This is a genomic window from Fictibacillus sp. b24 (assembly GCF_030348825.1).
Classification (GTDB): Bacteria; Bacillota; Bacilli; order Bacillales; family Fictibacillaceae; genus Fictibacillus.
Map to the genome: position 1 here is coordinate 525,264 of NZ_JAUCES010000005.1, position 13,088 is coordinate 538,351.

The following is a 13,088-nucleotide window of genomic DNA, read 5'->3' on the forward strand; positions in this document are numbered from 1 at the left end:
TTAGTATATTGTTAGAAACCGACCAAAAATTTCAAATTTATATAAAAAAACACGTAATTTAACCGATAATTGTGCTATAATACATCGAATTAACACTATAAAATTACATATGGAGGCATATATGGAAGAAACGATTTCGTTAAAAGAAATTGCCGCTACACTGAAAAAACGGCTTTCTTTAATCATGATCATTGCTGCGGTGGCAGTAGCGGTTAGTGGTGTAGTTTCCTACTTTTTTCTAACACCTATCTACCAGGCTTCAACTCAGATCCTCGTAAACCAAAAAACAAGTGAACAGCCAATTATCGACGCCAATCAAATTAAATCCAATGTAGATATTATCAACACGTACAGCGTAATTATTAAAAGTCCAACCATTCTTGATAAAGTCGTACAAGAATTAAATTTAAATACAACAACAGATGCTCTTGTTGGGACAATTACCGTAAACAGTGAACAAAACGCACAGGTTTTTAATTTAACGGTACAAAATGAAGATCCAGCGGAAGCGGTGAAGATTGCAAACGGTATTGCAAAAACGTTCAGTACGGAAATCACAGAAATCATGAACGTGGATAATGTAAAGATTCTTTCACCTGCTGTATTAAAAGATAACCAATCACCTATTAAACCGAAGCCATTATTAAACATTGCGATCGCATTAGTGGTCGGAGTGATGGCGGGAGTAGGCATTGCCTTCTTACTGGAATACTTAGATAACACGATTAAGACGGAAGAAGACATTCAAAGAATTTTGCAGTTACCTGTACTAGGGGTTATTCCGAAGATTTCTGTGGAAGATGAAAAAGCACTACATTCTAATAAAGCAGCTGCAAGAAACAGGATGGGAAGTGAAACCATTGGCTCGTAAATTAAGAAAAACCATACAAGACTTAACTCAAAGAAGTCTTATTAGTCATATGAATCCCAAGTCTCCAATCTCAGAGCAATACCGTACAATCCGAACAAACATACAATTTGCTTCCGTTGACGAAGAGTTTAAAACACTAATGGTTACATCAGCTGGACCTGGAGAAGGAAAATCAACAACAGCTGCAAACTTAGCTGTCGTGTTGGCTCAACAAGGCAAACGTGTGCTTTTAATTGATGGGGACCTTCGTAAGCCGACCGTTCACTACACGTTTAAGGTGAGTAATATTTATGGGGTAACAAATGTATTAGCCAGACAGAAGACTTTACAAGAAACGGCCGTTATGACGAAAATTCCAGATCTTGATGTTTTGCCGAGTGGCCCTGTACCGCCAAATCCTTCTGAGTTAATCGCTTCAAAGTCTATGGATCAATTAATTGAAGAGGCAAGCACTCAGTATGATTATGTATTATTCGACACGCCTCCAGTTATGGCTGTCACCGATGGTCAGTTACTTTCTAACAAAGTAGATGGAGTTATTCTTGTAATCTCAAGCGGTAAGACGGAGATTGAAGGGGCCGTTAAAGCAAAAGAGCTTCTTGAACACGCACAAGCAAAACTGCTTGGAACCGTTTTGAACGGAAAAGAGTTTAAAAAAGAAAACTATTATTACTACTATGGTAACAATTAAATTTGGCGACAAGTAACATAAACTTGCACGTAAAAACATAAAAATGCAAAATTCGACAAAAAAACCCCATTGTAAAATTTGGTAGCTATGGTAATATAGCGATATGTTTCCAGAATTAAGCCGTTAGAACTAGTAAAATAGGTTGCTAGTTCTATGGTCATGTAAAAGGCGGGAACTTTTTTGATAGACATACATAGTCACATATTGCCGGGAATTGACGATGGAGCTCAAACTTTAGAAGAAGCGATTGCAATGGCTGATGCCGCAGTGAAGGAAGGCATTACCCATTTGTATGCAACACCACATCATAGGAATGGAAGATACGAGAATGATAGGTGTTCGATTCTTCATGAAGTTGATTTTTTTAATGGTGAATTAACTGAAAGAAATATACCGCTCCAAATCATCCCGGGACAAGAGGTTCGCATTTACAAAGAAATAATAAAGGATCTCGACCGGGGAATATTTACACCATTAAATAACGAGTTGAAATATTTACTTATTGAACTTCCTTCGAACAGTGTCCCGACATATGCCGCAGAAATTCTATTTGAACTAAGTCTTAGAAACTACCAACCGATTATTGTTCATCCAGAGCGCAACAGTGAGATTATAGAAAACCCGGATCTGTTATACGATTTAGTCGTTACTGGTGCACTAACTCAAGTTACAGCAAGTTCAGTTGTCGGTAACTTCGGAAAGAAGATTTTGCAATTTTCACACGACTTAATCAAAGCGAATATGGCACACTTCATCGCGTCAGATGCACACAATACAAACAGCCGTGGTTTTCATTTGAGCGGAGCTTACGAAATGATTCAAAAACAGCATGGAATAGACACAAGATATTATCTGCAAGAAAACGCAGAACATGTGTTAAAAGGCGAAAGTATCTATGTACCTCAACCATTGCATATACGGAAAAAGAAATTTTTAGGTATCTTTTAAATCTAAAGGAGGACAACAACAAACAATGAAAAAAGTAAAAAAGGCTATCATACCGGCAGCAGGATTAGGGACCCGTTTTCTGCCGGCAACAAAAGCTATGCCTAAAGAGATGCTGCCAATCGTAGACAAGCCGACTATCCAGTACATTGTGGAAGAGGCAATCGAATCGGGCATCGAAGACATCATTATTGTAACAGGTAAAGGGAAACGAGCGATTGAAGATCATTTTGACCATGCCTTCGAACTCGAACAGAACTTGTTTGAAAAGGGTAAATTCGAACTGCTTGAGAAGGTCAAGCACACTTCAAATTTAGTCGATATACATTATATTCGTCAGAAAGAACCAAAAGGTTTGGGTCATGCTGTAAATTGTGCAAAAAAATTTATTGGAGATGAGCCTTTTGCCGTACTACTTGGAGATGACATCGTACAAGCAGACAAGCCTTGTTTAAAGCAACTGATTGAAAGATACGAGGAAACAACCGCATCAATTATTGGGGTTCAGCAAGTTCCAGAGAACGAGACTCATCGTTATGGAATTATAGAACCATCAAGTTCTTTTAATAACTTGTATGGAGTTAAAAACTTTGTTGAAAAGCCTAAGGAAGGAACGGCTCCATCAAATCTTGCTATCATGGGTCGCTATATTTTAACACCAGAAATCTTTCAATATTTAGATGAACAAAAAACCGGTGCTGGTGGGGAAATTCAATTAACTGACGCTATTCAAAAATTAAATAAATTCCAAAGAGTATTTGCGTACGACTTCGAAGGTAAACGGTATGATGTTGGGGAAAAGTTAGGGTTTATAATGACGTCGGTAGAATTTGCATTAAAAGATAAAGATCTTAATAAGCAGTTGCTGCAAGATCTTGAACGATTACTAGAAGAATTAAAGGTAATAAGCTAATTCGTTTCGGGTGCGACCGCCTTTTAAGGAAGTCCCGCTACGGTTCATGAAAATAGAAATTTGAGGAAAGTGTACGAGGAAGTACGCTTTCCATAATGTTACAAGAGTTGGAATAATGGTCCAGTTCACGCTTTTTTTTTTTGCTGTTGTTAAGTATCTGGCCAAATATTTTAGTTTGCAAGAAATAATATTCGTTGTTCTGTTTATGTGTTGAAATGAGTGTCGTATTTTGAAAACGGTGAACAGGGTGATAAATTCAATCAGTTGGTTTATGTAGATAAACAGATAGCTATATATAAGAAATGAAGTTTATTAAAGTGTACGAATGACTTTTTATTTAATACTAGAATTATAATTAGACAATGGTCTTCTCAGAAATTAAACACTAATTTATATTGAAATAATTTTTTGTAAAGGAAGGCTGGTGGAGAGAATTGGCTGTGACATCGTCTAATAAATCAAACGCTGCACAAAATGTAAGGAATAACCCTTTTCATCATTTAGAAGTTGATGGGGATAAGTATTACTTATTTAATAAAAGATTAATAGATATATTATCAGCGATTATAGGGATAGTTTTATTATCTCCTATATTTTTACTTGTTGCACTAACTATAAAATTAGAAGATCGAAATGGACCTATTTTCTTTAAACAAGTCCGCGTGGGTAAAGATGGAAATGAATTCAATATGTACAAATTTCGTTCAATGGTATCAAATGCTGAAGATAAACTTCAGGATTTATTGGAATATAATGAAGTTGCAGGTCCAATGTTTAAGATGAGATATGACCCACGTATAACAAGAGTTGGAATGTTTATTAGGAAGACAAGTATTGATGAATTACCTCAATTTTTTAATGTGCTTAAAGGAGAAATGAGTTTAGTTGGCCCTAGGCCACCATTGCCTAGGGAAGTGAAATTGTATACCGATTATGATAAGCAGAGATTAGCGGTAATTCCTGGTTGTACTGGATTGTGGCAAGTTAGTGGCCGAAACTCACTAGGTTTTGAGCAAATGGTTGAATTAGATTTGAAATACATCTCTAAAAGAAATCTAGCCTTAGATTTAATAATTATATTTAAAACCATTGCTGTTGTATTTGGGAAAAACGCTTATTAATAAAAGAATTAAGTGGAAATTAATAAGTGGATATAAATAATATTCTTATTTGCAAACAAATAAGAGTGTAAAGGGGTAAAAGTTTTGAGTGAAGTTAATCGAGTTGGAGTAGTTATTGGAAAGTGGATAAACTATGGTGTGGAGACCTTAGTGTTTAATTGTTATCGACATGTTGACAAGGAAAAAATTCAATTTGACTTTATTATAGATGAAGATTCTGTTGGCATACCACGTGATGAAATCGAATCAATGGGTGGTCGAGTAATTATTGTTCCTCCATATCAAAAAATAAATAAATATATATCTGAATTAACTAAGTTGTTTAAAAAAAATAAATATAAAATTGTTCATGCTCACATTAGTACTCTTTCCGTATTTCCCTTATATGCAGCTAAAAAAGCTGGGGTGCCAATTCGAATAGCTCATTGCCATACAACTGCAGGTAAGGGTGAAGTCTTTAAAAATATTATGAAATACTCATTAAGACCTTTATCAAAAATCTTTCCCACACATTTAGCAGCTAGTTCTAGACTTGGTGGTGAGTGGCTTTTTGGAAATGGTTGTTTTGAGACTTATGACATGTATTATTTACCTGTTGCAAGGGATGTGGAAACATTCACTTATAATAAAAAGGTGAGAGATACCGTCCGTACGGAATTGGGAATAAACAATAAATTTGCGATTGGACATTTTGGGAGATTTGTGGCACAAAAAAACCATTCTTTTTTAATTGATGTATTTAAAGAAATTAAATCCATAGAACCTAATGCTGTATTATTGTTAGCTGGTGATGGTGAATTGTTAAATGAAACAAAGGAGAAAGTTTCTAATCTTAATTTGACAAATTCAGTACAGTTCTTAGGAAAAAGAAATGATGTTGCCCAACTGTATCAAGCGTTAGACGTGTTTGTTCTTCCTTCTTTATATGAAGGGGTTCCAGGAGTTGGAATAGAAGCTCAATCAGCGGGATTACCGTTTGTTTTTTCTGATACTATTACTGAAGAAGTTAGAATTCTCGATACATCTAAGAGATTGTCCTTTAAGGACGGTGTGAAGCAATGGGCTGAAATTATTGTGAGTCTAAAAGGGGCTACAAGGGAAAATAAAATTAAAGAAATGACAGAGGCTGGTTATAACATAAAAGCAGCAGCGAAAAATTTACAGCAATATTATATGACATCTATTGAAAAAAATAATAAATAACTTGTTCAGTTTAATATATATCCTTACTATTACTCTATCAATATTGTCATGAGGAGATAATAGCAGAATCTAACTAATTGTAAGGGGGAGTATTTAATGTACGATTATTTAATCGTTGGTGCAGGATTATTCGGTGCAACATTCGCATATGAAGCAAATAAAAGAGGAAAAAAATGTTTAGTTATTGATAGGAGAAATCATATTGGGGGCAATATTTATTGTGAGGATATTGAAGGTATAAATGTTCATAAATATGGTGCTCATATCTTTCATACAAATAATAAAGAGATATGGGATTACGTCAATCAGTTTACAGAATTTAATGGTTATATAAACTCACCTATAGCAAATTATCAGGGGCAAATATATAACCTCCCTTTTAATATGAATACCTTTAATAAACTCTGGGGAGTTATAACACCTCAACAAGCAAAAGAAAAAATCGAAGAGCAAAAACTTAATGCCGGTATAACGCAACCTAAAAATTTGGAAGAACAGGCTATCTCACTTGTTGGAACTGACATCTATGAAAAGCTAATAAAAGGTTATACAGAAAAACAATGGGGGAGACCTGCAAATGAATTGCCAGATTTTATCATTAAAAGGTTACCGGTAAGGTTTACTTATGATAACAACTATTTCAATGATAAATTCCAAGGTATTCCAGTTGGGGGATATACGAGAATAATAGAAAAAATGTTAGAAGGAAGTGAAGTGAAATTAGGGGTTGATTATTTTAAAGAAAGAGAAGAATTGAGTAAGACAAGCCGAAAAATAGTTTTTACAGGTATGATTGACGAATTTTATAATTATGAATTCGGTGTATTAGAATATAGAAGTTTACGATTTGAAACAGAATTAATAGATAACGAAAACTTTCAAGGGAATGCGGTTGTAAACTATACGGATCCTGAGACGCCGTACACAAGAATTATTGAACATAAACACTTTGAGTTTGGGAATCAGGAGAAAACAGTTATTACAAAGGAACATCCAACAGAATGGGAAAAAGGTGATGAACCTTACTATCCTATAAACGATCAAAAGAATACAGAGTTATTCAGAAAATATAAAGAATTAGCTGAAATTGAAGAAAATGTAATCTTTGGGGGTAGGCTGGCTAATTATAAATATTATGATATGCATCAAATTATAGCCTCGGCATTAAATTGCGTTAATAAAGAATTACAAAAAAATAACAAAGTACTGCAAAATGAAAATCAGTGAATAAGCCGGAGAATAATTAGTAAGTGACGTATGCTTTGATATTTAATTTAAAATTTTAATCCCACCCTTTTTTGTGGGTTATTGTATCTTGAAGATGCCATTAAGGTTTTAATAGACAACTATGATCAGGATGTAAAACGTAAGACGCAAATAAGATTATTTATATAGTGTTGATTGGTACTAGAAATCTGTTATGAAAAAAATCAAATAATATTTTCCATTGAATTACTTTAATTATTTTGTATTGAAAATTAATTATACTTTATAGACATCTCTATGTCCTTACTTCAGATAGGAGGTGAACGTTACTAATGAAGTTTGATATTAAATTTAACCCTAAAGAAACGCGCAAATCATTTCTATATTCACTCGTACTATTAGCATTTTTAAAACCTGATTCTTTGTCATATTTAGGATTATCATGGCTTGATACTTTGTTGATTGTATTAAACGGTCCTATAATAATTTATTTAGCTTTGTTACTACTGATGAGAAAATATAAAATAAGTGCAATATCAACTTGTATTATATGTTTATTCCTGTCATTAACATTGTCGACAATCCTAGTTTCTAAAGATTATTTAACACTTATAAAAACTGCTGGTCCAGCTATTGCAATCTGTATGTTTACGGATTATGCTCTTCAAAATAACCCGAAATTGTATCTCAAAACTACTGCTAAATTTTTAGGTGTTTTATATTTTCTTAACTTCATTACTATATTGTTGTATTATCCCGAAGGAATGTATCAAACAGAGTATGTTGTTGGAGATACTTATTTAATGGGGTTTGACAATAGTATGATATATAACTTATTACCACTTTGTTGTTTTTCAATACTTTATTCTTTCGTTATTAAAAATAAGATATTTTCAAAGAGTTCGTTGTCTATTCTTGCATTAATGCTGGTATCTGTAATATATGTAAAAACTGGAACAGGGATGATACAGGCTGTTACATTCATACTTTTGATTCTTTTTGTTAATTATAGAATGTTTAAAAAATTATTAAGACCAGCGATCTTTTTCGCTTTTTTTTATGTAAGTACTTTTCTATTAACAGTATTTCGAATACAAGATTATTTTGCTGATTTTATTATAGGAGTTATGGGCAAAGACTTAACCTTTACTGGGCGCACGTTTCTTTGGGATTACGCAATATCCGTCATACAAACAAATTATAATTTGTTAATCGGTATTGGAGCTGGGGGCAGAACTGTTCTTGGCCCAAACGGTCACGCTTATCCACATCCTCATTCTTTGCTTCTGGATTTTATGTACAAAGGTGGGATAATAATGCTGTTTTGCTTTATTTTTCTCACTATAATATTTATTTACAAATTTATCCACTCCCATTCTGATACAGTTAGAAAGATAATTCTTGTCACTATTTTTGTCTTCTTACTCGGCGAAATAGTAAATTCCACACAGTATAAAGTTTTCTTTTGGGCGACTTTTGTTTTGATTGGTTATAGTGACAGAATAGCTGCGTTACAAGGGGAGAAACAAATTAAAAATTACAGGCTGGATGGTGAGGCGAGGCTTGGGTAAGTCTTTATACAAAAATTCAATATACTATATATTGTACCGTGTGATAAACGTTATCTATCCTCTGGTAACTGCAACGTACGTGTCTAGAATATTAAAACCTGAAGGTGTTGGAGAAATTGCTGTAGCACAGACAGTTGTAATATTCTTAGTTGCTTGTGCTTCCCTTGGAATTCCAAACTATGGTGTTCGTGAAATAAGCAAGAGATCTACTAGAGCAGAGACAAGTATTTTGTTTTCAGAATTATTTATTACAAATTTTATTTCTACACTAATCATTAGCGTTTGTTACTATTCAATTGTTAATTCAACAGATTTTATTGTAAATAAGGAATTATATAATATTTTAGGAATTATTATATTGTTAAATATAATAAATGTCGACTGGTTCTATCAAGGTAAAGAAGAGTTTAAATATATTACATTACGAAGCTCCTTGATAAAATTCCTTTCTGTTTTTGCGATTTTTGCATTTGTTAAGAATGAAAATGATATTTTCACATATGCAACTATATTCGTTATGGCATACGTAGGGAATTACCTGTTTAATATTGTGAATTTAAGAAAATATGCTTATTTTACTTTGAAAGGTGTAAACCCTAAAAAGCACTTGAAATTTGTAGCTGTTCTTGCAATAACGTTTGTATCAAATGAGGTTTATGTAACCGTTGATACTGTTATGTTAGGCATAATGTCGGGTAATTCTGCTGTGGGGTATTATTCTAATGCAATAAAATTGATAAATATTATTGTTAATGTTTGCTCCGCTATGGGAATTGCAGTCCTTCCCAAATTAAGCCGTATTAAATACGAAGGAGAAACTAGTAAATTTAATGTAATTATCAAAAAGGCGATTCAGGTTCTTTTATGGTTTACATTGCCCAGTATGGTTGGACTATGGTTAACAGCAGAATACATTATTGCGATCCTCTTTGGGAAAAATTTTTATCCCTCTATAGATATTATGAAAATTTTATGTTTATTGGTACTATTAAAAAGTTTTTCTAATCTTTTTTTACAAGTATTGTTAAGTGTTAACAAAGATACAGCGGCTACTAAAGTTTATTTTAGTGCAATGATTTTTAACATATCACTAAATTCATTGCTTATCCCTATTTACAGTGGGATAGGAGCTGCTATAGCCTCTGTTATGAGTGAATTATTTATTTGTATTGCTTTATTAATTATGGTGAAAAAGGATTTAAATGTTAAAATTGGAAAGATGTATATAATAAGTTTGTCTGTTGCTCTAATTTCATTAATAATATCGGTTAAGGCGGTAGGTCTGTTGCAGATGAATCAATTTAATCAACTAATGATTAGTATGGTTGTAGGTGCTGTCTCATATATGGTTGTATGTATAATTATGAAAAATGATGTGGTACAAATTCTTTTTGGTAGAATATATAATCGATATCTATAAGGTGGAGAAATTAAATATGTTATTAAGCGCAAATGCAAGAAGGAAAATATTGAAATTACCTTTTGCTCGTGAATTAAGTAACTGGATTGTTAATATGAGTAATTCTTTCTTTTATTCCTCCTTGAATATTAAGGGGAATCATGCTGAGACTATTAAAAGTATTAAAAATACAGAACAAGGTAAACGGTGTTTTATAGTAGGGAATGGTCCTAGTCTGACATTTGAACAGTTGGAAAAGATTAAGCACGAAGATTGTTTTGGCGCCAATCGAGTATATAAGTTGTTCTCTGAAACTGATTGGAGACCAAAATATTATGTGATACAAGACCCATATGATATGACTAAGGGTATTTATGAAAATTTAGACGTTCGATATTTGTTTGTCTCGGATTATTATTGGAGGATGCATGGGATGGAGAATCCTAAAGCAATTTGTTATCACATAAAAAGGAAATTGCACCAAACAAAAGATTTGCCTTTTAGTGAAGAAATATCCAACTATGTTCAAGCTGCTGCTACGGTAACGTATTCAATGATCCAATTTGCTGTATATTTAGGTTATGATGAAATCTATTTGATTGGAATGGACCATACATATGCAAATATTACAGATGATAAAGGAAATATAATAAAAAGAAATGCTGTTAAGAATCATGCATTTAGTGATGAAAAACCAAATGAAGTAGTTGCTAACATTGAATACATGGAGTGCGCATATTTGTCAGCAAAAGAATATTGTGACATGAAAAATATTAAAATATTTAATGCTACAGTCGGTGGAGAATTAGAAATTTTTAATCGTGTTAACTTTTGGAATCTATTCAAACCATCTAAGTAGTATTTAAATTAACTGTATTGTAAAGGAGACAATATGGGAAATGGGAGTATTCAATAAACTGTTGAAAAGCGGATTAACATCCAATTCTAACATAAAACGTAAATTGGTGACAGTAATAATGAAAGCATACTATTCAAGTGACATCTCACTAGATGCTTCAATTGCTGAAACGGTACATTTCTGTCACAGTGGCTTTGGAACTGTAATTAATCCGAAATCTATAATTGAAGAAAATGTTACGATTCAGCATCGCGTTACAATTGGTGAAAAAAACCCCGGTGGTGGTGCCCCTTTAATTAAGAAAGGAAGCTATATTGGAGCAGGAGCTATAGTTTTGGGAGATATAATAATAGGTGAGAATTCAGTTATTGGTGCTGGATCTGTTGTAATTAACAGCATACCACCAAATTCTGTTGCAGTTGGATCTCCAGCTAAAATAGTTAGAAAAGTTGAAGGGGATTTATAGAGTATTACATGATGCAGTTGCTTACGTGTAAGTACCTAGAAATTAAAATGACGAAGCATGGTACCTAGAGTCAAGAAGTTAATGAGATTTTATCACATATAACCAATTAAAGATAAATTTCTAGTTAAGATTTTTTAAAAATTAAAAGCAACTATTTTGTCAAACTGTAATATTGAGCAAAAAAGTAATGTCAAGAGGGATGGCGGAAAATGAACATATTAGCTGTAATACCCGCAAGAGGAGGCTCGAAGGGTATACCAAGAAAAAATGTAAGATTAATGAATGGGAAACCAATGATATCATACTCTATAGAAAATGCTAAATCATGTTCCCTTATTACAGATATCGTAGTGACTACAGACGATGAAGAAATTCTAGGGATTGCTAAATTAAATAATGTTAACAGCATTAAGAGAAAAGTAGAATTAGCTGGGGATAAAGTGACGCTAGATCCAGTTATTTACGACGCAGTTGTTAAAATGGAACAAATTAGGAAAATAAAATATGATGTTGTTATAACACTTCAAGCTACCTCTCCTTTACTAAAAGGTAAAACGTTAAATACAGCTTTGGAATGCTTTTTAAATAGTGGGAAAGATACTTATATAAGTGCGGTTAACAATCCACATTTAACTTGGTCGGCAAATGAAAGTGGATATATCCCTAACTATCAAAAAAGAGTAAATAGACAAGAGTTGCCACCTAACTTTATCGAAACAGGAGCTTTTTTTATTACTAAAAGAGAATATGTCACACCGGGTACTCGTATGGGCAAGAATATTTCTATTTTTGAAGTGCCCGAAGAAGAATCGGTTGATATTGATACTAAAAGTGATTGGATAATATGTGAAAATGTGTTAAAGAAAAAAAGAATTGTTTTTCGAGTGGATGGATTTAAGGAACTTGGTATGGGTCATATTTATCATTGCTTAACCTTAGCATATAATTTGACAGGTCATGAAATTATGTTTGTTTTGAAAGAAGAACATTCAGAAGGCATAAATAAGATAAAAAGTAGCTTTATGCCTTATATCTTAATTAATTCTAATGATGAGTTTTTTGATTTCCTAGAAAATTGGAAGGCAGATATTGTTGTTAATGACTGCTTAGACACAGATAAAAGGTATATTATAAAATTAAAAAACTTAGTAAATAGAGTAATTACTATTGAAGATTTAGGTGAAGGTGCAACTTATGCTGATGCGGTGATCAATGCGCTCTATAATAATCAATTAAAATTACCTCACGAATATTCTGGTGAAAACTATGTTTGTCTTAGGGATGAATTCCTTATTAATAAGCCAAAGCAATTCTGTAAAGAAGTTACTAATGTATTGATTATTTTTGGAGGAACAGATCCTTCCAATCTGACGAATAAAATATATACTTGGGCAAAATTATTTAATTCAATAGATTCAAAGATTAAATTCACATTTATTACTGGTAAAGGTTATAACAGTCATGAGCAAGGTATTTATTCAAGTGAACATGAAAATATATTCGTCTTAAACGATGTAAAAAGAGTAAGTGATCATATGAAAAATGCAGATATTGCATTTACATCACAGGGCAGAACTGTATTTGAACTGGCATCTTTAGGAATTCCTTCTATTGTATTAGCGCAAAATGAAAGAGAGCAATTGCATACTTTTGCCCAAATGCAAAATGGTTTTTTGAATTTAGGATTAGGTGTAAATATATCTATAGAGACAATTGATGCTACATTTAAATGGTTAGTAGAGGCTAACCAAATCAGATTTGAAATGCGAGAACTTATGTTAAGGCATGAACTGAAAAAAGGTATAAATAGAGTGATAGATATAATAATAAAGGAGGACTAAAG

At 32.8% G+C, this 13,088-nt stretch carries 12 protein-coding genes; all 12 read left to right on the plus strand.

Going from position 1 to position 13,088, the window contains the following annotated elements; translation table 11 throughout:
• The first annotated feature begins 121 nt into the window (after window positions 1-121).
• The 12 genes from QUF49_RS02770 to QUF49_RS02825 all read left to right on the plus strand — a co-directional run bounded on the left by QUF49_RS02770 (window position 122) and on the right by QUF49_RS02825 (window position 13,086).
• Entirely contained in the window at window positions 122-871 is a 750-nt protein-coding gene (locus QUF49_RS02770) for a YveK family protein (protein WP_289494222.1), read from the plus strand.
• Window positions 801-1,562, plus strand: coding sequence for a CpsD/CapB family tyrosine-protein kinase (locus tag QUF49_RS02775; RefSeq protein WP_425590450.1), 762 nt, complete (start codon window positions 801-803; stop codon window positions 1,560-1,562). Before QUF49_RS02770 ends, QUF49_RS02775 begins: the two co-directional genes overlap by 71 nt.
• Before the next feature lie 180 nt (window positions 1,563-1,742).
• Window positions 1,743-2,510 (plus strand): tyrosine-protein phosphatase, encoded by a 768-nt coding sequence (locus tag QUF49_RS02780; protein WP_289494223.1) that lies wholly within the window; start codon window positions 1,743-1,745, stop codon window positions 2,508-2,510.
• Window positions 2,511-2,535: 25 nt separating this feature from the next.
• Window positions 2,536-3,420 carry a UTP--glucose-1-phosphate uridylyltransferase GalU gene (gene galU, locus QUF49_RS02785; protein ID WP_289494224.1) on the plus strand — a complete coding sequence of 295 codons (885 nt, stop codon included), beginning with the start codon at window positions 2,536-2,538 and terminating at the stop codon, window positions 3,418-3,420.
• Between the two features lie 434 nt (window positions 3,421-3,854).
• Window positions 3,855-4,541, plus strand: coding sequence for a sugar transferase (locus QUF49_RS02790; protein WP_425590451.1), 687 nt, complete (start codon window positions 3,855-3,857; stop codon window positions 4,539-4,541).
• 84 nt (window positions 4,542-4,625) lie between these two features.
• Window positions 4,626-5,744 (plus strand): glycosyltransferase family 1 protein, encoded by a 1,119-nt coding sequence (locus tag QUF49_RS02795; protein WP_289494225.1) that lies wholly within the window; start codon window positions 4,626-4,628, stop codon window positions 5,742-5,744.
• Window positions 5,745-5,840: 96 nt separating this feature from the next.
• Window positions 5,841-6,971, plus strand: coding sequence for a UDP-galactopyranose mutase (gene glf / locus QUF49_RS02800; protein ID WP_289494226.1), 1,131 nt, complete (start codon window positions 5,841-5,843; stop codon window positions 6,969-6,971).
• A 311-nt stretch (window positions 6,972-7,282) separates the two neighbouring features.
• Window positions 7,283-8,521 carry an O-antigen ligase family protein gene (locus QUF49_RS02805; protein ID WP_289494227.1) on the plus strand — a complete coding sequence of 413 codons (1,239 nt, stop codon included), beginning with the start codon at window positions 7,283-7,285 and terminating at the stop codon, window positions 8,519-8,521.
• Window positions 8,499-9,941 carry a flippase gene (locus QUF49_RS02810; RefSeq protein WP_289494228.1) on the plus strand — a complete coding sequence of 481 codons (1,443 nt, stop codon included), beginning with the start codon at window positions 8,499-8,501 and terminating at the stop codon, window positions 9,939-9,941. The genes QUF49_RS02805 and QUF49_RS02810 overlap by 23 nt, the downstream gene beginning before the upstream one ends.
• Before the next feature lie 16 nt (window positions 9,942-9,957).
• A complete protein-coding gene (locus tag QUF49_RS02815; protein WP_289494229.1) occupies window positions 9,958-10,779 on the plus strand; it encodes a 6-hydroxymethylpterin diphosphokinase MptE-like protein in 822 nt (273 codons plus the stop codon).
• Window positions 10,780-10,819: 40 nt separating this feature from the next.
• The gene (locus tag QUF49_RS02820) at window positions 10,820-11,245 is read left to right on the plus strand and encodes a serine O-acetyltransferase (protein ID WP_289494230.1); all 426 of its coding nucleotides are present in this window, start codon (window positions 10,820-10,822) and stop codon (window positions 11,243-11,245) included.
• A 209-nt stretch (window positions 11,246-11,454) separates the two neighbouring features.
• Window positions 11,455-13,086: a cytidylyltransferase domain-containing protein gene (locus QUF49_RS02825; RefSeq protein ID WP_289494231.1), complete on the plus strand. Its 1,632-nt coding sequence runs from the start codon at window positions 11,455-11,457 to the stop codon at window positions 13,084-13,086.
• The last annotated feature ends 2 nt before the right edge of the window (window positions 13,087-13,088 follow it).

Excerpts from the sequence above, each read along its gene's own strand:
- QUF49_RS02775 (WP_425590450.1), top strand. The coding sequence starts at position 801 with ATGAAAAAGCACTACATTCTAATAAAGCAGCTGCAAGAAACAGGATGG.
- QUF49_RS02770 (WP_289494222.1), top strand. The coding sequence starts at position 122 with ATGGAAGAAACGATTTCGTTAAAAGAAATTGCCGCTACACTGAAAAAA.
- QUF49_RS02820 (WP_289494230.1), top strand. The coding sequence starts at position 10,820 with ATGGGAGTATTCAATAAACTGTTGAAAAGCGGATTAACATCCAATTCT.
- galU (WP_289494224.1), top strand. The coding sequence starts at position 2,536 with ATGAAAAAAGTAAAAAAGGCTATCATACCGGCAGCAGGATTAGGGACC.
- QUF49_RS02805 (WP_289494227.1), top strand. The coding sequence starts at position 7,283 with ATGAAGTTTGATATTAAATTTAACCCTAAAGAAACGCGCAAATCATTT.
- QUF49_RS02815 (WP_289494229.1), top strand. The coding sequence starts at position 9,958 with ATGTTATTAAGCGCAAATGCAAGAAGGAAAATATTGAAATTACCTTTT.
- QUF49_RS02825 (WP_289494231.1), top strand. The coding sequence starts at position 11,455 with ATGAACATATTAGCTGTAATACCCGCAAGAGGAGGCTCGAAGGGTATA.
- glf (WP_289494226.1), top strand. The coding sequence starts at position 5,841 with ATGTACGATTATTTAATCGTTGGTGCAGGATTATTCGGTGCAACATTC.
- QUF49_RS02810 (WP_289494228.1), top strand. The coding sequence starts at position 8,499 with ATGGTGAGGCGAGGCTTGGGTAAGTCTTTATACAAAAATTCAATATAC.